The organism is Nocardia sp. NPDC055002, assembly GCF_053608825.1.
The window spans coordinates 107,908-126,541 of record NZ_JBSGWE010000001.1 but is presented as its reverse complement, the minus strand read 5'-3'; the positions used below and the strand labels follow the sequence as shown (position 1 = coordinate 126,541).

Genomic DNA, 18,634 nt, shown 5'->3' with positions numbered 1-18,634 from the left:
TCACAGATCTCGATTCGCCGGCTCAGACCGGCGAAATGGGCTCGAACCCCAGGAGTTCATCCGCCCCGGCCCGCACGATTCCGGCACACGATTCGGGAACTTCGTTCCACGCGCCGGGAAGGTCGCGCAGCGGTTCGGAAACCACGAAACGGGTGTGGTCGCCGAGACGGTGCAGCACTTCCACCTCGGGGTGCAGCGCGCGCAACTGAGCGATCTTCGTCGAGAAGAACAGCGATCTCGACTGACGTTCACTGGAGTAGCGGAAGACCCACAGTGACTGTCCATCGGTCGTCGCGACCGTCATCTGGACCGGATTCTCCACCTGGTGCGCGCGACCTACGTCTTCGACGAATCCGACCGCGCGGGCGACCGCGCCGAGTGGATCTTCGGTGAGACCGAAGGTCAACGCCAGATAGAACAGTGTTTCCGAATCCGTCGATCCTTCGAGGTCGGGAAACAACGCCGGGTCGATCGCGGTGACCAAGTCACGGCGGACCTCGCGAAAGCCACGCAGTGCTCCGTTGTGCATCCACAGCCACCGACCGTGCCGGAACGGATGGCAGTTACTGCGCTGTACCGGCGTCCCGGTCGACGCGCGAATATGGGCGAACAACAACGGCGTACGGATCTGACCGGAGACCTCACGCAGATTTCGGTCGTTCCACGCCGGTTCGATGCTCTTGAACACCGCGGGTTCTGCACCCTCCCCATACCAGCCGATACCGAAACCGTCACCGTTGGTCGTCGTGGCTCCGAGTCGGGAATGCAAACTCTGGTCGATCAACGAGTGCCGCGGCGTGAACAACAGTTCTTCCGCGAGGATCGGCTCCCCCACGTACGCCATCCATCTGCACATATATCCATTCAAGCAGACCGGATCGCCGATGTTAAGGAGTCGAATCCGACAGCAGTTTCGAATTCACCGCAATGAATTTCGTCTCCGCCAGTGCCCGATTGTGGCTGCCGGCCCGCTACCGGTGGAGTCTCGGCGCTACGCGCGTGACCGATGCTGTCGGCGAAGACCGCTTCCGGGTATTCCGCGATCCCGCAGGTCATACGTTCTGCCTCGGGTGGGGAATTACGGCCGGCGATACCTGAGCGATCGCTCTAGTTCGGAGACGCTGGAGCGCGCGACAAGCGCGTGGTGACGACACTCTTCTCACCAGATCGACACTTCCGATCGCCGGACAGCGATTGGGCTCCGTCGCCGGGGGTAGGCGCACCGTATGACCACCACCGTGACAGGAGACCAGCGCCGATGATCGATATGCACCGTGTCGCCGAACTACCGAATACCGTTGTCCGCACCACCTTCCAGACCGGGGCTCGGTTGCGGCACGCACGGGTGTTCCACCCGCGCGGTGTCCGCCTCGCGGGCCGATTCCGTGCCACCAGCGCCTACGAGCCCTGGTTCGGACCCGGCGACCGCGCGGTCATCGCCCGGCAATCGAAAGGCATCGGCAGCCCCGGCGGCGTGCCCGACGTACTCGGGCTGGCTTTCCGGGTCCTCGATCGCGACGAACGTCCCTGGGACTTCGCGCTGGCGACCACCGGTCGCAGTGCGATGGGCCGGTTCGTCATCACCCCCGCACGCGCCTGGGCCACGGCCCGTTTCGGCACGCTGCTGCCCTACCGATTCGCCGACGCGTCACCGGTCTGGCTCTTCGCCGAACCGCTCGACACCGACGACCTGCCGAACACAGCGTCCCTGCGGGCCCTCGACGACCACCTCGACGACCGGGTGCTCCGGTTCTCGATCACCGCCGATGGCATCGGCCGCCCACCCGAAACCGTCGGCGAACTCGATCTACGGCGAGCCGAGCCGGGCGAATACCGCACCGACTTCTTCGATCCGATCCTCAACCATCCTGCCGACGTCACCTTGATGCCTCAGGTGGTGAACTGGCTGCGCGAAAACGCCTACACCGGAAGCCGCCGCGGCCGCACCGACGACGGCGCCCAGCCCGCGATCTGATCGGCGAGCCGGTCACGTCAGCTCGGACGTGAATAGAAGTGGATTGTGGCGAACTGAGAGTCCCGAACGATCGTCACCCCGGGGTAGTCGGGGCTGATGTCGCCATAGGGCGCGCTGGCGAACAGTTCGATCGCGTTCGCGCAATCGAACTTCCAGTCCTTGCGCTCGGTCGTCGGCTGGAATCCCAGCCGCTTGGTCAGCTCGGCGCAGGTAATCTTCTGCAGCGGTTGGGTATACGTCGAATCAGTGTACATCGCCCGGTAGTCCGGGAAATGTTCCGCTGGTGCGACATAGCTGCCCGCGTAGCCGCACATCCCCGCCAACGGCGGGCACCCGAATCGGCGCATGCTGACCAACTCGAACGAGTCAGGTATCCAGATACTTCGCCGTTCCATGACCCGTCGCGCCTCCTCGGCGGAGAGGTCCTTGTCCAGTTTCGGTATGACAACGGAGGCGGCGCACCCCCACAAGAGCGCTCCACACGTCACGAGCGTGAGGACGGACCAGAACCACCGTAAATTCGGGCTTTTCGACACGACCTTCTCGCTTGTCAGTGGGCACGTAGCCGGTTCGAGGCGGGAAAGTACTCGAAGGTGCCCTGGGCGCCGATCGCGACCAGCATACGTCGCTGCGGGGCCGGACCGTCGGCTCGCAAATTGCCTTGCCCGGCTCGGTGTTGCCAGTCGACGTGGCGCGAGCGGCACAGCGTCGCTCGGCCACGCCGACCGGCGTGCCACCCGGGCGCTGCGCAGTCAGCCACCGAGCATCAGTGATTCGCAGTCGCGGTCTCGCCGGATCGGCGTCGTCGCACCTCAGGCCACCAGAGCCTCGACCGGTACGCCATCGACCTCGTTGTCGACATCCAAGGAGCCGACCACCACCCCGAGGGTCGCGAACCCAGCGCATGTTAGAACTGGACATATGCCGCATACGAGTCCTGTTGCCGCCTGGAAGACCCTCCGCGAGGGAAACGATCGCTTCGTCGAAGGACGACTGCAGCATCCCAACCAAGGCGCAGCGAACCGAACCGAACTCACCACCGGGCAGCACCCGTCCGCGATCCTGTTCGGGTGCGGCGACTCCCGAGTCGCCGCCGAGATCATCTTCGACCGCGGCCTCGGCGACATGTTCGTCGTGCGCACAGCCGGCCATGTCGTCGACGGCTCCGTGCTCGGATCGATCGAATACGGTGTCGAGGTCCTCAACGTTCCACTGATTGTCGTCCTCGGGCACGACAGCTGCGGTGCGGTCCGCGCGACGATCGACGCCCTCGATTCCGGCGCCGTGCCCGGTGGATTCATTCGAAGTGTCGTCGAACGAGTCACCCCGTCGATCTTGCTGGGCCGCCGCGAAGGACTGAGCTCCGTCGACGAACTCGAAGCACGGCACGTGGAGGAGACCGGCCTGTTGCTGACGCAACGGTCGAGCGCCATCGCCGAGAAGATCCAGGCCGGAAAACTCGCCATCGCGTGTGTCACCTACAACCTGTCCGAGGGAAGGGTCCAACTGAACCGGGTGATCGGCAACATCGGCGAACTCGAGTAGTCGCGGCGTCCGCATCGGATCCGCTACGGCGGCAACGTCTCTCAGTGCGGATCAGCCGCCGCCGCTCTCAACCGAGTCAGCCGATGAAGCGGGCCGAAGGCGATGCCCACGATCACGCTCGCGGTCCGAAGAACTCGGCTCGGGCGGCGGCGATACGTGCCTGGGCCTGTGCGGCGCCTTGGAAACTGACCACGGCCGATCCGCCGCCGGCGAGCCCCAGAGCGATGAGGCCACCGATCACCGAGAGGAGATTCGGCTCGGGGAGGATCCCCGTGTCGCTGGTGGGTCGGACCTCGTGGGCGGGAACCGCCGCACCGCCGCCGGGCGCGGGCGCGGCGGGCGGATCCCCTGCTCCGGCGGGGGCCGGTGACCGGGGTGACTCTCCGGCTCCGTTGGGAGCTGATCCGGCCGGCGGTGCGGCGCCGCCACCGCCCGGTGAGTCGCTGCCCGGTGCACCGCCGGGTTCGGCGGTGTCGGGCTGGGCGCTCTCGGACTCGGGGCTTGCACGGGGCGCCGGGGCTTCGGGGGCGGATTCTGGGGCAGGCGCCCGCGGTTCGGGTGCATTACCGGGGTTCGCGTTGTTGCCCTGGTTTCCGCCGCCGTTTCCCTGGTTGCCGTTACCGCTGCCGGGGTTCTGATTCCCGTTGTTGCCCTGGTTACCGCCGCCGTTTCCCTGGTTGCCGTTACCGCTGCCGGGGTTCTGATTCCCGTTGTTGCCCTGGTTACCGCCACCATTTCCCTGGTTGCCGTTACCGCTGCCCGGGTCCGAATTCCCGTTGTTGCCGCCGTTGCCGTGGTCTCCCGGACCTGCGACCAACCGAAGAGTGTCGCCGTCGGCGAATCCATCACCGCCGGGAACCTCGGTGGAGCCCAGTCCCTCGGTGACGCCGATCTTGTCCCTGGGGACGACGGTCGGCTCACCAGCCGCAAGCCCGCCGAAGCCGAGCAGCCCCAGAGCGCCCACCGCCCCTGCCACCACGGCTGTCCGTCTCATCCGACCGACTGTCACGCGCCTCCGACCTGTCCTCGATAGCCCTGCTCCCACCATTGCGGTCGCATCCGGCTCCCCCCGCGTTACGCATCACCGCGCCCGAGCACCGGCAACCCGGCGGATCACACAGTTCGAGGAACCGCATGAGTCAGGGAGGTCCCTGATGTGGAATCAGGGCTGTCGCCGGATGTCGTCGCCTCCGAGCCTGCCTACCGTCGACAGCAGAACTTCAGAAAAAGGGCGCTCCATGCGAAAACTTACCGCGGCACTCGCAGCCACCACCCTGTATGCGGCACTGGCGACCTTGGTGTTCTGCACCATGATCGCCGAAACCGACTTCTTGTATCCGAACTACTTTCACGACATTCCGGCGTCATTGATCGTGGCCGACGAATTCACCGCCGTCGTCTCGGTCGGCAGCGTGATGCGTCCGCTGGGCGCTGCGCTGATGCTGACCGGCGTGGTCGCTGTCGCAGCCACTCTGTGGTCGAAGACATCACGAATCTGGACGCTTGCCTCGATGCTGTCGCTGGTCTCCGGACTGTTCCTGCTCTCAGCGCTGTACTTGTGGCCGCGGTGGACGGTTCTGTTCGATGATCGCGCGTTGTATACCGTCGACGAATTGCACCGCACGGCCCACGAAATAGGGGTCGCGCACTCGGTGCGTGTGGTGCTGGGAGCACTCACCGCGTTGTTCGCTGTCGTCGCGGCACTGCGGGTCTACCGCGACCGGATTCTGCAGGCTCAGTGCCAGCGCTCGGAATCGTGATGTCGAGGTGACCGGCCCCGATGACTCGATTCCCGGTGACCTGTCGATTCGTGGGATTCCGCAGGCCGGTGCCAGGCGTACGATCAGCGAACAACATGAGGCGGGGGCTTCCAGCGCGAGGTGATGTCGCATGTTCGATACCGATGTTCTGATCGTCGGCGCAGGTCCGGTGGGCTCGGCCGCCGCCGTCGAGGTGGTCCGGCGCGGCGTCCGGTGCCGGATCATCGACGCGCAATCCGATCCGCCGCGGTACGCGAAAGCGGTCGGCGTCCAGCCCCGCACGCTGGAACTGTTCGAGGCGATGGGCATCCTGCGCGAGGTCCTCGACGCCGCGATCCTGTTGCGCGGCCAGATCGTGTACGTCAACGGCGCCGAGACCGACCGCATGGATCTGGCGCTGCCCTCCGAGATTCCTTTCGGGTTTCTCGGACTCCCCCAATACGAGACCGAGCGGATCCTGCGCCAGCACCTGGAATCGCTGGGCACCCGAGTTGAGCGTGGAGTTCGGCTCGTCGGGTTCACCCAGGACGAGGACGGCGTCGCCGCCGTGCTCGCCGGACCCGAGGGCGAGCACACGGTGCGGGCACGGTATCTGGTCGGCTGCGACGGTGCGCACAGCACCGTCCGCAAGACGCTGGGCCTGACGTTCGAGGGCGCGGCCTTCGCCGAGCAGTACATGCTCGGCGATGTCGAGCTGGATTGGTCACAACCGCACGGCTACACCGTGCGGTCGATGCACCAGACCAACGGCGTCACCGACGACGTGCTGGTGTGTGTCCCGCTGCCCGGCCACCACCGCTACCGGGTGTCGATGCGGGTTCCCGCGGAACTGACGTCCGACAACTCCGTCGGCGGCGACAAGGTCGAACACGGACTCGGCACCGGGCCCGGACCTGCACTGGCCGATATTCAGGCGGTGCTCGACCGGCTCGCGCCCCAACCGACGACTGCCTCGCACTTGCGCTGGTCCTCGGTGTTCCGGATCAGCCATCGCATCGTCGACTCCTACAGTCGGGGAAGAGTTTTCGTCGCGGGCGATGCCGCCCACATCCACCCGCCCACGGGCGCCCAGGGCATGAACACCGGCATCCAAGACGCCCATAACCTCGCCTGGAAGCTCGCCCTGGCCGTCGCGGAGCTGGCCGCACCGACACTGCTGGCCAGCTACGACGCCGAACGCAGACCGATCGGCGAGGAGGTGGTCGGCCGCACCGTCCGCGACGCCCGCGACGGAATCGGTGCCGGCGAATCGGACCCCGAACGCGTTCTGCTCCGCGAGGCGCAACTCCTGATCGACTATCGCGACAGCCCTATCGTCACCGAATCCCCCAGCGGCGCAACGTCTCCCCTTGCGGGCAGCCGCGCTCCGGACGCGATCGGACTGACCCGGGACGGCGTGACGTCGCCGTTCCGGCTCTTCACCTTGCTCACCGGCCCCGACCACACCGTGCTCTGGTACGTCGGCAACACCTGTGACACAGCCACTCTCACCGAAATCGAACGCCACGTCGACCTGCTTCGAAAACTGACCGACGGCCACCTCGACACCTACCTTGTCGCGAGCCCCCGCGCCACCGTCGACCCGACGATCCTCCCGGTCATCCGTGACAGCGACGGCGACTTCGCCCGGCAGTATCACTGTGCCGCCGGCGCGGCCTACGTCGTCCGCCCCGACGGCTACCTCGGCTGTGCCGCCTCCCCGGCCGCCCCGGACGACCTCATTCGACATTTCGAGTCGACCTTCGCCCCGTCCCCCGAAAGTGTTCTGGGCACCGCCTGATTCGCCAGCCCAGCAACAACATTCCCTCGCCAAAGCAAGGATGATCTACCAGCGGGGATGGAGGCGCGCGTGCCGCAATTGGTGCTGCGTCACCGTTTCCGTTGCCAACTCTCCTGGCAGAATTTCGAACTCGACCGAACTGCGCACCCTTCGATCGCTCCAGGACCCGGAGTTGAAGATCGACTTGAGCGCCCCGCAGCGCTGTGACTCCCGGGTGCCGGTGAGCTCAGTCAGGAACTGCGGAATCGGCGCCGGTATTCGCGTGGACTCACGCCGAACACTTCCCGAAATCGGGCCCGGCGCGAAAAGGTGCATACGGACATCCTCGTGCGCGGCGACCTCGGCGCGACCGTCGAGCAAGCGCGCGACCGCCCGGAAGCAGCCACCGTTCTCCCCTGCGCTGATCTTCACCGCCGAACGACAGGCCGGTGCGACGAAGGTGGCCATGGAGATCGCCGGTGAAGCCGGTCGGTGGGGCAACTAGCTGGTGGGCGGGTCCGTAGGGGGATCGGTCGTCTTCACCGACCGAGGGCCGCCGGGACCGCGGATTCCGCCTCTTCCATCAACTCGTAGCGCCGGAGACCAGTTCGTCGCGCAGCGTTGCGCCGAGGTCTCCCCAACACCGTGTGATCAATCCTCCTTCGGTGCGGTACATCGCCAGTTCCTGGACGCGGATCACACGGCCGGTCGCGGCAAGTCCCCGGAACGGGCCCGTATGGGTTCCGACACCGAGCAGCCGCGCGGCGATCCATGTGCCGTCTACGAGCAGATGCCGCAGGTCCCACCGGTAGTCGGCGAATCCGGTCACGACCGCTTCGATCCCCGCGACGTAGTTGTCGATGCCTTCGGCAGTCTCGGAGGCGATCACATCATGCGCGACGAATTCGTGGAGTTCGTCGAATCGGCGCGCGTTGCAGTGACTTATGTAGGTTCGATAGCGATCACTGAGGTCGCTCGCACTCATTTGTCGTGGCCTCCCACCGTCGATCGGTCAGCGATCATGTTCTGTGCGGTCGGGCACCGATGCTGGTGCCCGACCGCTCGGGCGAGTCGAGTACGACGCGAGAGCGGTTTCGAATGCGCGACGCGTCAGCTTCTTCGGGCACTATGCGGGCGAATCAGCCTGTGCCACTGAGGTTATCCAGAGTCCGATCATGTCGGCGGTCTGATCGATCACCGCGTCGCGGTCCATGCCCTCTTCGTCCATCTTGACCGAGCGCAGCGCGGTGGAGAAGCCCGCGTTGAGCACGATGTAGGCCATGGTGTCGACGTCGAGGCCGTGGGTCGGACCGAGCGACTGGATCAGGTAGAGCTTGATGAGCATTCGCAGCCGCGGTTCGAATTCGGGGATCCCGCTGCCGTAGAACTGCAGGTCGGCCACCAGGGCGCGCACGAGGGGGCCGTTGGCTACGAGGATTTCGACGCCGACACGGATGATCTCGGCAACCGTGTCGCGCCGAGGTTTGTCGGCGACCGACTTGGTGAGCAACCGAGCGTATTGTTCCTCGGCCTGCACGAACAGGCTGTCGGTGACTTCCTTGACGATCTCTTCCCGGTCGGTGAAATACCGGTACAGCGTGCCGATGCTCATGCCGGCTTCGGCGGCGATCCGGTTCGTCGAGGTGTTACCGATACCTCGATCTCCGAAGAGCTGAGCGGCCACCTCGAGAATCCGCGCCTTGGTCTCCTTCGCGCGATCCTGCTGAGGGCGTTTGCGCTGTTGATCGGCGTGGGTTGGCATCAGGTAGACCTCGAGAGCAGGTGGAACAACAGTGAGCGAGAACTCACACCGCCATGATCATGAAAACACCGGAATCGGTCAATTACCACCCCGAAATCCGGGTGCCGCACTCCTGTTTGCACTTTCGGGCCCCGGGTAGGCCGCCACTGTACGAGTTGCAGCGCCTCGAGGGCGTGCAGCTGCGAACGAATCCAGTCTGTGGCGGCGACGCAGGCAGGCTGGGGAACGGAGTACTCGTGAGCACAGTAGCCGCAACTGTCGATGTAGACGTCCCGATCCGTACCGCCTACAACCAGTGGACGCAGTTCGAGACCTTTCCGCAGTTCATGGAAGGCGTCGAACAGGTCAGTCAAGTCGACGACCGCCACACGCACTGGCGCATCCACGTCGGACCGTCGACACGGGAATTCGACGCCACCATCACCGAACAGCACCCGGACGAGCGGGTCGCGTGGAGGTCCGACGATGGACCCAACCACGCCGGGGTGGTCACATTCCACCGTCTCGACGACACCCATACACGGATCACCGCGCAAATGGATGTCGACCCGGAAGGTTTCGTCGAAACCGCCGCCGACAAGCTGGGCGTGCTCGAACACCGAGTGAACGGCGACATGAAGCGCTTCAAGCAGTTCATCGAGAGCGAGGGCCGCGCAACCGGAGCTTGGCGTGGCGATATCCCGCGCCCCGACGCCGGGATCTGAACTGCGACGCCTTTCCGGCGGAGCATGACAGGCCTCTCTGTTGGGCCTCGGGGGTAAGACCGGTAGCCGTGAAGATCGTCCGGCCGCCGACTTCCACCGTGTGATCGGCGACCGCTCGTAGTAGCGGCCCGACAAAGTCACGTCGACAACCACCGCCTGACTGCCGTGCTCGTCGTCGGCGAGCACGGCAGTCAGCAGTTCGCGGTGTAGTCGAGTTCGACGCCGAACCGGCCCGCGGACGCCGCATCGAACAGGGCCAGGCACCCGAGCCGAACCCGTCCTTCCCTCGAGAGACGGCCCCGAACAAGGAGGTCACGCTATGGCGACCGCACAAACCGGACCACCCGCCACCTCATCCAGCCGCTCGGTGACCGAGCTGGTCGACGACGCCACCCAGCAGATCACCCGGCTGGTTCGCGATGAGATCCAGCTCGCCCGCGTCGAGATGCGGGGCCGTACAAAAGGAATCGCTCGCGGCGCCGGCATTGCCGGTGTCGGCGGGTTGCTCGCCTTCTACGGCGGCATCGCCCTCACCGCAGCCGCTGTCCTCGCCTTGGCGCTCGTCCTGCCTAACTGGGCCGCCGCGCTGATCGTCGGTGCGGCGCTGCTCCTGGTCGGCGCGGGTCTGGGACTGCTCGGCAAAAAAAATGTCACCGACGCCGCGCCGCCGGTCCCGCGAGAAGCGGTGCAAGGCGTCAAAGAAGACATCGAGATCGTGAAGGACGGGAGTAGACGATGAGTGATCCCAACGATCCGAAGGCTCTACGCAACGACCGCGAACAGGCACGTCAGGAGCTCAGCGAGACCGTCGCCGAGCTCGTCGACAAGCTGGACGTGCCCGCACGCGCGAAGGACAAGGTGCACGAGACGGCCGAGGTGGCCAAAGAGCGGGTCACCGCCGCGAAATATCAGACCCTCGCCGCCGGTGACCAGGCGAGGGACAAGGCAGAACAGGCGCAAGCCGTTGCCAAGGAGAAGACCCTGCAGGCAGCTGAGAAGGTCGAGTCCTCCGTTCCCGAGCCGCTGGCCGATCGAGGCAAGCAGGCAGCTGGGGTGGCACGCCGGAACCCGGTGCCTGTAGCTGCCGGCGCGGTATCCGCGGCGGCACTGATCTGGTGGCTCGCGCGGAGAGGGCGGTCATGACGACGCTGTACCGTCCGCTCGGCATGATCGTCGGGGTGGTCGGCGGTATCGCCGCCGGCGCGGTGTTCAACCGTGTCTGGGGTGTGGTCGCTGGTGGCGAGGAACCGCCGTCGGCCACTGCCCGCGACCACACCTGGCGTGAGGTCCTGCTCGCCGCCGCGCTGCAGGGTGCGATCTTCGGTCTGGTCAAAGCGTCCGTGGACCGTGCGGGCGCAACCGGCTACAAGTCCCTGACCGGAACCTGGCCCGGCAATTAGGCGCGAGCCCGAGCTCAGAAGCTTCGGGCGTATTCGTCGGCTTCGAGGTCAGGTGGGGCGCGATGCTCCGCAGCAGGAATCAGAGCTCTTCGGTGTTCCGCAATGCTTCGGCTACCGCTTCGAGCCGCCACTGAGCCCGGCTGGATAATCCGGCGGCGCACGTACACAGCCTGCGTAGACCCCGGTCTTGGAGGTGGGCGACAAGCTGGTTGTCGTGCGACACCATCGCCGCAGCGGTCTCGATATCACCATTTTCCGGAGTTCTGACGAGCTGCTGAGCTGGACCAGAAATCGGCATAAGCGGTCTCCTCGTGTCCCGCACGGCAAGGCCACCGGCGCGGCGAAAGTTCTTCTGTTGGGGTGCACACGGAATTCCCTTCTCCGACAACATCAAACAGCCAGAAGTCGACCTGAGATCGCAAACTTCGGGCTATTTTTCGGCGTGTGGACATACCCCGTTGGGCACCGCCGCCGCGCCTCGTGCGCGAGCAGTGTCCGCCACCGCACCGGCCGAACGCCACAGTCACGACGACAGCGGCGACGCCAGGCGGCGGAAATCCGTGCCGGGTGTGCGGAGCGCCGACACCGACGCGGTCAGCGCGAAGACACGGCGGCCAGCAAATACTTGACTGATTCCAGAAAACGCGCAAAACTGCTGGTGTGCCCACGGACGCGGAGTTCCAGCAGATGCTGCGGGGAGTTTCTGTGCGGGTGACAGCACCGCGCGTGGCGGTGCTGAGCGCCGTGCACGCCCACCCGCACTCCGACACGGATTCGATCATCCGTGCCGTTCGGTCACGTTTGTCCGCGGTCTCGCATCAGGCCGTCTACGACACCTTGCGCACGCTCACCACTGCTGGACTGCTCCGATGCATCCAGCCTCGCGGCCTGCTGGCCCGCTACGAGGCGCGAGTAGGTGACAATCACCACCACCTGATCTGCCGAACGTGTGGCGCGATCGCCGACGTCGACTGCGCGGTCGGCGAAGCACCCTGCCTGACTGCCTCCGACGACTTCGGCTTCGTGATCGACGAGGCCGAAGTCATCTACTGGGGTCTGTGCCCCGAATGCGCGAACTCCGCGCCCAGCGAACACAACTCCGCTCCCAGCCTGTAAGACCCGTCCAGGAAGGAATATCGTGACCTCCGATAGCCGCCCACCCGCTCCTGACGCCGAAACTCTCAGCAACAGCGAGAGCGAGAACCCGGCGATCCCCTCGCCCACCGCGGACACCGACCACCGCCCCCACTCCAACAAGGACTGGTGGCCCGAACAGATCGACGTCTCGGTTCTGCACGCCCACTCGTCCAAGTCCAACCCGCTGGGCGAGGACTTCGACTACGCCGCAGCATTCGCCGAGCTCGACGTCGACGCCCTCAAAGCCGATATCGCCGCGGTCCTGACCGACTCCCAGGACTGGTGGCCCGCCGACTACGGCAACTACGGTGGCCTGTTCATCCGCATGAGCTGGCACGCGGCCGGCACCTACCGCATCGCCGACGGACGCGGCGGCGGCGGTCAGGGCGCCCAGCGTTTCGCCCCGCTCAACAGCTGGCCCGACAACGCCAACCTCGACAAGGCTCGTCGGCTGCTGTGGCCGGTCAAGCAGAAGTACGGCGACAGCATCTCCTGGGCCGACCTGCTCGTTTTCACCGGCAACGTCGCGCTCGAGTCCATGGGTTTCCAGACGTTCGGCTTCGGCTTCGGCCGACCCGATATCTGGGAGCCCGAGGAAGTGTTCTGGGGCCCGGAGGACACCTGGCTCGGCGACGAACGCTACAGCGGCGACCGTGAACTGTCGGGCCCGCTGGGCGCGGTCCAGATGGGCCTGATCTACGTGAACCCGGAAGGGCCCAACGGCAGGCCCGATCCGGTGGCCGCGGCACGCGATATCCGCGAGACCTTCGCTCGGATGGCGATGAACGATGAGGAGACCGCCGCCCTGATCGTCGGTGGTCACAGCTTCGGCAAAACCCACGGTGCGGGCGATCCGAGTCTGGTGGGCGCCGAGCCCGAGGCCGCGCCGCTCGAGCAGCAGGGTCTGGGCTGGAAGAGCACGCACGGCACGGGCAAGGGCAAAGACGCCATCACCAGCGGCCTGGAGGTCGTGTGGACGGCCACCCCGACCCAGTGGAGCAACGGATTCTTACAGAACCTCTACGGGTTCGACTGGGAACTCACCAAGAGCCCCGCCGGGGCCTGGCAGTGGAAGCCGAAAGACGGTGCGGGCGAAGGCCTTATCCCTGATCCGTTCGGTGGGCCCGCGCGCACCCCGACGATGCTGACCACCGATCTGGCCCTGCGCGAAGACCCGATCTACGGGGAGATCACCCGGCGGTGGCTCGAGCACCCCGAGGAGCTGTCCGAGGCGTTCGCGAAGGCCTGGTACAAACTCCTGCACCGCGATATGGGTCCGCTCAGCCGCTATCTCGGCCCGTGGGTGCCCGAGGCGCAGCTGTGGCAGGACCCGGTTCCCGCTGTCGACCACGCACTCATCGACGAACAGGACATCGCCGCGCTGAAGAACACGGTGCTCGCGTCCGGTCTGTCGGTCGCGCAACTGGTCAAGACGGCGTGGGCCTCGGCCGCGAGTTTCCGCAGCACCGACAAGCGCGGCGGCGCGAACGGCGCCCGGATCCGGCTCGAACCACAGCGCGACTGGGACGTCAACGAACCCGCCGAGCTGGCGAAGGTGTTGCCGGTTCTCGAGCAGATCCAGCGAGATTTCAACGCCGCTGCCACCGGTGGCAAGGCGGTGTCGCTGGCCGACCTGATCATCCTGGGCGGTTCGGCGGCGATCGAGAAGGCAGCCGGCGACGCCGGTCATCAGATCACCGTGCCGTTCTCGCCGGGGCGCACCGACGCCACGCAGGAGAACACCGATGTCGACACCTTCGATGTGCTCGAGCCGCGGGCAGACGGGTTCCGCAACTACGTGCGTCCCGGCGAGAAGGCTCCGCTCGAGCGTCTGCTCCTGGACCGCGCCTACATGCTCGACGTGACAGCGCCGCAGCTGACGGTGCTGATCGGCGGCCTGCGCGCGCTCGGCGCCAACTACGGGGGCAGCGCACACGGCGTCTTCACCGACCGGCCGGGCGTGCTGTCGAACGACTTCTTCGTGAATCTGCTCGATCAGAGCACGGAGTGGAAGCCCTCGGAGTCGGCGGAGAACGTCTATGACGTTGTCGACCGGCGGACCGGCGAGAAGCGATGGACGGCCACCGCCAACGATCTCGTCTTCGGCTCGCACTCGGTGCTTCGCGCGGTGGCCGAGGTGTATGCGCAGAACACAGCGGGAGCGAAGTTCGTGAACGATTTCGTCGACGCCTGGGTCAAGGTGGTCGACAACGATCGGTTCGATCTGCGCTGACCTGTCGACCCGCCGACGATCGCACGTCGGCGTCCACGATCGAGCCGACCGGGTGTCCCGGTCGGCTCGATTCGTATCGAGCGCCTACTTGCCGAATTTCTGCTTCACCACGTCTACGGCATCGCCGACGGTCGACTTCACCTCGTGGACCGCACGCTTGACGCCCGCCTCGAGCTGGTCGGCCTTGCCCTCGGCACGCAGCTCCTCGTCGCCGACCGCGCGACACCCCGAAAGCGGCACGGGACCGAGAACGAGACGACGATCACCCATAATTCGCCGTGACGATGTCCTGCGCGTCGGTGTCCATCACAGGAACAGCGGAGGAGGTGCCGTGTGACTACGACGTCACCCGCGACCGAGGCGGAGCTGGATGACGCGACCCTGGCAGGTCGGGCGCGTGACGGCGATGTCCGCGCATACGAGCAGCTGGTGCTGCGCTACCAAGGACCGATGTTTCGCCTCGCCGCCAAGATGCTCGCCGATCGCGCCGAGGCCGAGGACGTCACCCAGGAGGTTTTCCTCAAAGCCTGGCGAACGATCGCTCGGCTACAGGACGACGGCGCCTTCGCGGGATGGCTGTATCGGATGACGACCAACCGGTGTCTCAACGTCATCCGGGCCCGTCGCCCCGCCGCCGAGGTCGACCCCGAAACGACGGCCTCGACTCATCCTGACACCCGCCCCGACCACGCGACCGAGGTGAGCAGTCAGATGGCAGCGCTGACCGACGCGCTGCAACTGCTCACGCCCGAACAGCGGGCCTGCTGGCTGTTGCGTGAAGTGCACGGCCGCTCCTATGACGAAATCGCCGAGATCGTCGGCGCCAACAGCACAGCGGTGCGCGGGCGGATCGCCCGAGCCCGAGCCCAACTGGCAGAGGTGATGAAGCCATGGCGGTGACCCCCAGCACCGACAACGACTACCTGCTCCCGTGCGGACGCGGGCTCGAACAGGTGTGGGAGCGGCTCGACGACGGTGATATCGACCGGCACGAGTCGTCGTGCCCACACTGCGCCGCGGCCAGGGAAAGCCTGCTGACGTTGCGGACCGCCACCCGAGAACTCATCGAAGAACCCGACCCGCCGCCGCCGGATCTGTTCGGGCGCATCATGTCCGCCGTGCGCGCCGACGTGCGCCGCGGACGAACCCTCACCCTCGACACTCCGCACCCTGGTGCGGTCCTGGTGAGCGAACAGGCTGTCGCGGTGGTGTTGCGGTTCGCCGCCGACACCGTAGACGGAGTGCGGGCGCGCGGTTGCCGCGTGCAGAGCACCGACATCGACGAGGACGGCGACCAAGTGATCGCGGTGAGCATGACCCTCGCCGTCCGCCACGGCGGGCCGAGCATCGACGAACTGGTCTCGGTGGTGCGCGCGCGAGTGCGCGCCGCGGCGACCGCCCGCGTCGGCGTCGCGCTGAGCGCACTCGACATCACCGTGGTCGACATCTATGAGGAGAACCGGTGACCGGCACCCTGCCCGAGACCGAGCTGGTCGTCGGCGACGCCGTGATCGCCGGTGTCGCCGCCCGGGCGGCGCTGCTGGTGCCGGGCGTGGCGCGGCTCGAGCCCGGGGTGCTCGGCTTGGTCGGGCACCTGGCACGCACCGGCCGCCACCTGTGGATGGGCCAGGAACCGATCCCGTCCGCCGGTGTCCGGATCCGGCGCTCCGGTGGGCTTCTCGGCATCCAGGTCGACCTGGCTCTGACCGCGTCCGGGCAGGTCGGCGACGTGGGCCGGGCGGTGCAGCGAGCAGTCACCCGGGCGGTTGCCGAACACACCGGTGCCGACGTCGACGAGGTGACGGTCTGTGTCCTCGATATCGAACCGGGGCGATCGTGATCAGTGAGTCCGCGTTGATCGACCGGATCGTGGCGGCGATCGACTCCGTTGCCGGGGTGTACCCCGCGGTCCCGATGGTTTTGCAGAACAGCCGGTGGTTGCCGTGGAACGCGGGCAGTGCCGCCGTCGACCTCGATGACACTGTGGTTCAGATCCGGGTCGTCGCCGCGACTCTGCCGCTGCGGCCGCTGCTGCACGAGTTGGACGCCGCGATTCGGCCGTTGCTCGACCAGACCCCGTGGGCCGCTGCGCGATTGCGGGTCCATGTCGTCGATCTGCATACCGACGTGTTCATTTCCGAGAGCGACCCAGATCACGATCCTGGCCCGTGACGAAACGGGGGCCAGGTGTGTCCTACCAGTGTTAGTTCGACAAATGTTGCAGCACAACACAAGCGGGAGTAGCCATGACCAGCACGAGCACCGACACCAGCAAAACCGTCGAGAAGGCGGCCGAGTCGTCCAACCGTAACGGCGCCCTGGTGACCGATCAGGGCACGACCAGCATCGCCGACACTGTGGTCCAGAAGATCGCGGGACTGGCTGCGCGCGAGGTGCGCGGCGTCTATGACCTCGGTGGTGGCACCGCCCGCGCGATCGGCGCGCTGCGCGATCGCATTCCGGGTGCGTCCTCCAGCATCGGCCAGGGTGTGTCGGTCGAGGTGGGCGAGAAGCAGGCCGCCGTCGATCTGGAACTCGTCGTCGACTACGGGGTGGCCATCGCTGAATTGGCGCGCGCGGTACGCCGCAACGTGATCACCGCCATCGAGCAGATGACCGGACTCGAGGTCGTCGAGGTCAACATCAACGTCAACGACGTCTACATCGAGGACGACGCCGATCAGCAGCCGCAGCAGCCGACTCGCGACCGGGTGCAGTGATATGAACGCCACCATGATCTGCCTCGTCATGGGGCTGTCCCTCGGCTTCGCCGCCGCCTTCGGCGGGCTCGGCGCATTCGCGGTCGTGCTGATCTTCGGTGGCCTCGGCCTGCTGATCGGGCGCTGGCTCGACGGTGAGGTCGATCTGTCCGGCCTGCTGCGCTCTGCGCAGGATCGGAGCCGGCGGTGACCGACACCGCCGAGTTGCCCGGCACGACGACGATCGACGAGCGGGTCGTGCGGCGCATCGCCGCACGAGCCGCGACCGAGGTGGACGGAGTGCAGTCGCAGGTGCAGGTGAGCGCCCAGGTGATCGGTACCGGCGCCACTTTGCACGTCCGGTTGCCCATCCGCTACCCACTGCCGATCTCCCGCGTCACCGAGCAGTGTCGCGCGCATCTGATCGCCCGGACCGAGGAGCTGACCGGCATGACAGTGCCGCGAGTCGACATCGAGGTCTCGGCCATGGTGCCGGCACCGCCCGAGAGGAGAGTTCGATGACACGCCGCCCCCGCCGGGTCGTACCGGCCGTCATCGTCGCGCTCCTGCTCGCCGGCGCCGCCGTGCTCGTCGCGGTATCGCTGATCCAGCGGCTGACCGGCACACGGGAGTGGGTGTCCTATGACAGTGTCGCCGCCCGGCTCCACGACACATCGTGGGGCAGCGTGTGGGTGCTCAGCGCGGGCATCGTCGTCGTGGTGCTCGGGCTGGCGCTGCTGGCCGCGGCGGCGTTGCCGGGCAAGCCGGTACTGCTCGCGTTGGAACCCGGTGACGGTGTCGACGCCGGCATCGCGCGCCGTAGTCTGCGGGACGCGCTCGCCGACGCCGCGGACGGTGTCGACGGTCTCGACAAGGCTCGGGTCCGATTGCGCCGCAGCAAGATCCATGTCACCGGGCACACCCACCACACCGTGGAGCGGACGGCACAGGAAGTCGGCCAAGCCGTCGCGACACGGTTGGATCGCATCAAGCCCGCCCATGTCCCCCGCCTGCGCACCAGTCTGCGCACGCTCGGTCACGGAGGTGAGCGATGACCAGCGCCAACCGGCCCGCCCGCCTGAATCGGGGTCTGCTCGGACTACTCGGCATCGTGCTCGTCGCGGCGGGCGGACTGCTGATCACCGCGCATTTCGGGGCCTTCGGGCAGGGCTCACGTGAGGCGGCGGTGGTACCCGGTACCGAGGAACCGCCGCGCCTGGTCCTCTACCTCGTGATCGCCGGCGCCGTGGTGCTCGTGCTGGCCGCCTTGCGCTGGCTGGCCGCCCAGTTCACGCGACTACCCAAGAGTGCTGTGTGGCAGGTCGGGGCGGCGGACGACCTGGGACGCACACAGCTGGTGTCGAGCACAGCCGCCGAACCGGTGGCCGTCGATGTCGAGACCTATGCCGGAGTCCGCTCGGCCACCGCCCGACTCTCCGGCAATGCGCTCGCACCCGAACTGCACCTGCTGGTCACCACCGACCCCACGGCAGATCTGACCGCATTGCGGCGCCGGATCCTCGAGCACGCTGTCGCACGGCTGCGCACGGCATTGGACCTCAGCGCCATTCCCGTAACGGTCGAATTCCGGATCGCCGATCGCGGGCGTGCGGTACGCGCGCGATAACGCCCGTCAGCTGTCGAGACCCGCATCCAGCGG

General features: G+C 66.7%; 27 protein-coding genes. 20 read left to right on the top strand and 7 right to left on the bottom strand.

Going from position 1 to position 18,634, the window contains the following annotated elements:
• Nucleotides 1-22: 22 nt before the first annotated feature.
• Nucleotides 23-844 (bottom strand): class II glutamine amidotransferase, encoded by an 822-nt coding sequence (locus ACWF99_RS00645; RefSeq protein WP_378628576.1) that lies wholly within the window; start codon nucleotides 842-844, stop codon nucleotides 23-25.
• Between the two features lie 83 nt (nucleotides 845-927).
• Here ACWF99_RS00645 and ACWF99_RS00640 point away from each other — a divergent pair, with 83 nt between their 5' ends.
• Both ACWF99_RS00640 and ACWF99_RS00635 read left to right on the top strand, forming a co-directional pair.
• On the top strand, nucleotides 928-1,098 hold the full coding sequence (locus ACWF99_RS00640) for a VOC family protein (RefSeq protein ID WP_378628574.1): 171 nt from the start codon (nucleotides 928-930) through the stop codon (nucleotides 1,096-1,098).
• 160 nt (nucleotides 1,099-1,258) lie between these two features.
• Nucleotides 1,259-1,975 (top strand): phosphodiesterase, encoded by a 717-nt coding sequence (locus ACWF99_RS00635; protein ID WP_378628572.1) that lies wholly within the window; start codon nucleotides 1,259-1,261, stop codon nucleotides 1,973-1,975.
• 17 nt (nucleotides 1,976-1,992) lie between these two features.
• Here the strand turns inward: ACWF99_RS00635 and ACWF99_RS00630 are convergent, their stop codons facing one another.
• Complete coding sequence (locus ACWF99_RS00630; RefSeq protein WP_452533765.1) at nucleotides 1,993-2,511, bottom strand: hypothetical protein; 519 nt, start codon at nucleotides 2,509-2,511, stop codon at nucleotides 1,993-1,995.
• Between the two features lie 385 nt (nucleotides 2,512-2,896).
• On the opposite strand from ACWF99_RS00630, the gene ACWF99_RS00625 reads away from it, so the two are divergent.
• On the top strand, nucleotides 2,897-3,520 hold the full coding sequence (locus ACWF99_RS00625) for a carbonic anhydrase (protein ID WP_378628569.1): 624 nt from the start codon (nucleotides 2,897-2,899) through the stop codon (nucleotides 3,518-3,520).
• Nucleotides 3,521-3,632: 112 nt separating this feature from the next.
• Here the strand turns inward: ACWF99_RS00625 and ACWF99_RS00620 are convergent, their stop codons facing one another.
• On the bottom strand, nucleotides 3,633-4,514 hold the full coding sequence (locus ACWF99_RS00620) for a hypothetical protein (protein ID WP_452533763.1): 882 nt from the start codon (nucleotides 4,512-4,514) through the stop codon (nucleotides 3,633-3,635).
• A gap of 244 nt (nucleotides 4,515-4,758) precedes the next feature.
• Between ACWF99_RS00620 and ACWF99_RS00615 the strand changes: the two genes are divergently transcribed.
• Nucleotides 4,759-5,280, top strand: a complete 522-nt coding sequence (locus ACWF99_RS00615; protein WP_452533761.1) for a hypothetical protein — start codon at nucleotides 4,759-4,761, stop codon at nucleotides 5,278-5,280.
• Nucleotides 5,281-5,410: 130 nt separating this feature from the next.
• Nucleotides 5,411-7,060, top strand: coding sequence for an FAD-dependent monooxygenase (locus ACWF99_RS00610; protein WP_452533760.1), 1,650 nt, complete (start codon nucleotides 5,411-5,413; stop codon nucleotides 7,058-7,060).
• A gap of 45 nt (nucleotides 7,061-7,105) precedes the next feature.
• On the opposite strand, the gene ACWF99_RS00605 is transcribed toward ACWF99_RS00610, so the two are convergent.
• The 3 genes from ACWF99_RS00605 to ACWF99_RS00595 all read right to left on the bottom strand — a co-directional run bounded on the left by ACWF99_RS00605 (nucleotide 7,106) and on the right by ACWF99_RS00595 (nucleotide 8,801).
• Complete coding sequence (locus ACWF99_RS00605; protein ID WP_452533758.1) at nucleotides 7,106-7,507, bottom strand: hypothetical protein; 402 nt, start codon at nucleotides 7,505-7,507, stop codon at nucleotides 7,106-7,108.
• Nucleotides 7,508-7,622: 115 nt separating this feature from the next.
• Complete coding sequence (locus ACWF99_RS00600) at nucleotides 7,623-8,024, bottom strand: ester cyclase (RefSeq protein WP_452533756.1); 402 nt, start codon at nucleotides 8,022-8,024, stop codon at nucleotides 7,623-7,625.
• A gap of 141 nt (nucleotides 8,025-8,165) precedes the next feature.
• On the bottom strand, nucleotides 8,166-8,801 hold the full coding sequence (locus ACWF99_RS00595; protein WP_452533754.1) for a TetR/AcrR family transcriptional regulator: 636 nt from the start codon (nucleotides 8,799-8,801) through the stop codon (nucleotides 8,166-8,168).
• Between the two features lie 236 nt (nucleotides 8,802-9,037).
• Here ACWF99_RS00595 and ACWF99_RS00590 point away from each other — a divergent pair, with 236 nt between their 5' ends.
• From ACWF99_RS00590 to katG, 6 genes are all read left to right on the top strand, one after another.
• Nucleotides 9,038-9,505: an SRPBCC family protein gene (locus ACWF99_RS00590; protein ID WP_378628559.1), complete on the top strand. Its 468-nt coding sequence runs from the start codon at nucleotides 9,038-9,040 to the stop codon at nucleotides 9,503-9,505.
• 319 nt (nucleotides 9,506-9,824) lie between these two features.
• Nucleotides 9,825-10,244: a phage holin family protein gene (locus ACWF99_RS00585; protein ID WP_378653192.1), complete on the top strand. Its 420-nt coding sequence runs from the start codon at nucleotides 9,825-9,827 to the stop codon at nucleotides 10,242-10,244.
• On the top strand, nucleotides 10,241-10,648 hold the full coding sequence (locus ACWF99_RS00580; protein ID WP_378653195.1) for a DUF3618 domain-containing protein: 408 nt from the start codon (nucleotides 10,241-10,243) through the stop codon (nucleotides 10,646-10,648). The genes ACWF99_RS00585 and ACWF99_RS00580 overlap by 4 nt, the downstream gene beginning before the upstream one ends.
• Entirely contained in the window at nucleotides 10,645-10,905 is a 261-nt protein-coding gene (locus ACWF99_RS00575; protein ID WP_452533752.1) for a DUF4235 domain-containing protein, read from the top strand. The genes ACWF99_RS00580 and ACWF99_RS00575 overlap by 4 nt, the downstream gene beginning before the upstream one ends.
• Before the next feature lie 687 nt (nucleotides 10,906-11,592).
• Nucleotides 11,593-12,021: a Fur family transcriptional regulator gene (locus ACWF99_RS00570; protein ID WP_378629990.1), complete on the top strand. Its 429-nt coding sequence runs from the start codon at nucleotides 11,593-11,595 to the stop codon at nucleotides 12,019-12,021.
• Nucleotides 12,022-12,043: 22 nt separating this feature from the next.
• A complete protein-coding gene (katG, locus tag ACWF99_RS00565; RefSeq protein ID WP_452533751.1) occupies nucleotides 12,044-14,275 on the top strand; it encodes a catalase/peroxidase HPI in 2,232 nt (743 codons plus the stop codon).
• An 84-nt stretch (nucleotides 14,276-14,359) separates the two neighbouring features.
• Here the strand turns inward: katG and ACWF99_RS00560 are convergent, their stop codons facing one another.
• Nucleotides 14,360-14,545 (bottom strand): CsbD family protein, encoded by a 186-nt coding sequence (locus ACWF99_RS00560; protein WP_452533749.1) that lies wholly within the window; start codon nucleotides 14,543-14,545, stop codon nucleotides 14,360-14,362.
• Between the two features lie 63 nt (nucleotides 14,546-14,608).
• Between ACWF99_RS00560 and ACWF99_RS00555 the strand changes: the two genes are divergently transcribed.
• The 9 genes from ACWF99_RS00555 to ACWF99_RS00515 all read left to right on the top strand — a co-directional run bounded on the left by ACWF99_RS00555 (nucleotide 14,609) and on the right by ACWF99_RS00515 (nucleotide 18,601).
• Nucleotides 14,609-15,175: an RNA polymerase sigma factor gene (locus ACWF99_RS00555; protein ID WP_378628550.1), complete on the top strand. Its 567-nt coding sequence runs from the start codon at nucleotides 14,609-14,611 to the stop codon at nucleotides 15,173-15,175.
• Nucleotides 15,166-15,741 carry an Asp23/Gls24 family envelope stress response protein gene (locus ACWF99_RS00550; RefSeq protein WP_378628549.1) on the top strand — a complete coding sequence of 192 codons (576 nt, stop codon included), beginning with the start codon at nucleotides 15,166-15,168 and terminating at the stop codon, nucleotides 15,739-15,741. The genes ACWF99_RS00555 and ACWF99_RS00550 overlap by 10 nt, the downstream gene beginning before the upstream one ends.
• A complete protein-coding gene (locus tag ACWF99_RS00545) occupies nucleotides 15,738-16,115 on the top strand; it encodes an Asp23/Gls24 family envelope stress response protein (RefSeq protein ID WP_378628547.1) in 378 nt (125 codons plus the stop codon). Before ACWF99_RS00550 ends, ACWF99_RS00545 begins: the two co-directional genes overlap by 4 nt.
• Nucleotides 16,112-16,447 carry a hypothetical protein gene (locus ACWF99_RS00540; RefSeq protein WP_378628545.1) on the top strand — a complete coding sequence of 112 codons (336 nt, stop codon included), beginning with the start codon at nucleotides 16,112-16,114 and terminating at the stop codon, nucleotides 16,445-16,447. Before ACWF99_RS00545 ends, ACWF99_RS00540 begins: the two co-directional genes overlap by 4 nt.
• Before the next feature lie 74 nt (nucleotides 16,448-16,521).
• Complete coding sequence (locus tag ACWF99_RS00535; protein ID WP_378628544.1) at nucleotides 16,522-16,995, top strand: Asp23/Gls24 family envelope stress response protein; 474 nt, start codon at nucleotides 16,522-16,524, stop codon at nucleotides 16,993-16,995.
• A 1-nt stretch (nucleotide 16,996) separates the two neighbouring features.
• Entirely contained in the window at nucleotides 16,997-17,185 is a 189-nt protein-coding gene (locus tag ACWF99_RS00530) for a hypothetical protein (RefSeq protein ID WP_358114335.1), read from the top strand.
• Entirely contained in the window at nucleotides 17,182-17,496 is a 315-nt protein-coding gene (locus tag ACWF99_RS00525) for an Asp23/Gls24 family envelope stress response protein (protein WP_378628541.1), read from the top strand. The genes ACWF99_RS00530 and ACWF99_RS00525 overlap by 4 nt, the downstream gene beginning before the upstream one ends.
• On the top strand, nucleotides 17,493-18,029 hold the full coding sequence (locus ACWF99_RS00520) for a DUF6286 domain-containing protein (protein WP_378628539.1): 537 nt from the start codon (nucleotides 17,493-17,495) through the stop codon (nucleotides 18,027-18,029). The genes ACWF99_RS00525 and ACWF99_RS00520 overlap by 4 nt, the downstream gene beginning before the upstream one ends.
• Nucleotides 18,026-18,601: an alkaline shock response membrane anchor protein AmaP gene (locus ACWF99_RS00515; RefSeq protein WP_452533745.1), complete on the top strand. Its 576-nt coding sequence runs from the start codon at nucleotides 18,026-18,028 to the stop codon at nucleotides 18,599-18,601. Before ACWF99_RS00520 ends, ACWF99_RS00515 begins: the two co-directional genes overlap by 4 nt.
• The last annotated feature ends 33 nt before the right edge of the window (nucleotides 18,602-18,634 follow it).

What these genes read in the sequence shown, in the direction of transcription:
- ACWF99_RS00575 (WP_452533752.1), top strand. Translation starts at nt 10,645, where the DNA reads ATGACGACGCTGTACCGTCCGCTCGGCATGATCGTCGGGGTGGTCGGC.
- ACWF99_RS00585 (WP_378653192.1), top strand. Translation starts at nt 9,825, where the DNA reads ATGGCGACCGCACAAACCGGACCACCCGCCACCTCATCCAGCCGCTCG.
- ACWF99_RS00600 (WP_452533756.1), bottom strand. Translation starts at nt 8,024, where the DNA reads ATGAGTGCGAGCGACCTCAGTGATCGCTATCGAACCTACATAAGTCAC.
- ACWF99_RS00520 (WP_378628539.1), top strand. Translation starts at nt 17,493, where the DNA reads ATGACACGCCGCCCCCGCCGGGTCGTACCGGCCGTCATCGTCGCGCTC.
- ACWF99_RS00645 (WP_378628576.1), bottom strand. Translation starts at nt 844, where the DNA reads ATGGCGTACGTGGGGGAGCCGATCCTCGCGGAAGAACTGTTGTTCACG.
- ACWF99_RS00625 (WP_378628569.1), top strand. Translation starts at nt 2,897, where the DNA reads ATGCCGCATACGAGTCCTGTTGCCGCCTGGAAGACCCTCCGCGAGGGA.
- ACWF99_RS00635 (WP_378628572.1), top strand. Translation starts at nt 1,259, where the DNA reads ATGATCGATATGCACCGTGTCGCCGAACTACCGAATACCGTTGTCCGC.
- ACWF99_RS00515 (WP_452533745.1), top strand. Translation starts at nt 18,026, where the DNA reads ATGACCAGCGCCAACCGGCCCGCCCGCCTGAATCGGGGTCTGCTCGGA.
- ACWF99_RS00595 (WP_452533754.1), bottom strand. Translation starts at nt 8,801, where the DNA reads ATGCCAACCCACGCCGATCAACAGCGCAAACGCCCTCAGCAGGATCGC.
- ACWF99_RS00615 (WP_452533761.1), top strand. Translation starts at nt 4,759, where the DNA reads ATGCGAAAACTTACCGCGGCACTCGCAGCCACCACCCTGTATGCGGCA.
- ACWF99_RS00550 (WP_378628549.1), top strand. Translation starts at nt 15,166, where the DNA reads ATGGCGGTGACCCCCAGCACCGACAACGACTACCTGCTCCCGTGCGGA.
- ACWF99_RS00610 (WP_452533760.1), top strand. Translation starts at nt 5,411, where the DNA reads ATGTTCGATACCGATGTTCTGATCGTCGGCGCAGGTCCGGTGGGCTCG.
- ACWF99_RS00580 (WP_378653195.1), top strand. Translation starts at nt 10,241, where the DNA reads ATGAGTGATCCCAACGATCCGAAGGCTCTACGCAACGACCGCGAACAG.
- ACWF99_RS00530 (WP_358114335.1), top strand. Translation starts at nt 16,997, where the DNA reads ATGAACGCCACCATGATCTGCCTCGTCATGGGGCTGTCCCTCGGCTTC.
- ACWF99_RS00620 (WP_452533763.1), bottom strand. Translation starts at nt 4,514, where the DNA reads ATGAGACGGACAGCCGTGGTGGCAGGGGCGGTGGGCGCTCTGGGGCTG.
- ACWF99_RS00570 (WP_378629990.1), top strand. Translation starts at nt 11,593, where the DNA reads ATGCTGCGGGGAGTTTCTGTGCGGGTGACAGCACCGCGCGTGGCGGTG.
- ACWF99_RS00560 (WP_452533749.1), bottom strand. Translation starts at nt 14,545, where the DNA reads ATGGGTGATCGTCGTCTCGTTCTCGGTCCCGTGCCGCTTTCGGGGTGT.
- ACWF99_RS00535 (WP_378628544.1), top strand. Translation starts at nt 16,522, where the DNA reads ATGACCAGCACGAGCACCGACACCAGCAAAACCGTCGAGAAGGCGGCC.
- ACWF99_RS00640 (WP_378628574.1), top strand. Translation starts at nt 928, where the DNA reads ATGAATTTCGTCTCCGCCAGTGCCCGATTGTGGCTGCCGGCCCGCTAC.
- ACWF99_RS00605 (WP_452533758.1), bottom strand. Translation starts at nt 7,507, where the DNA reads ATGGCCACCTTCGTCGCACCGGCCTGTCGTTCGGCGGTGAAGATCAGC.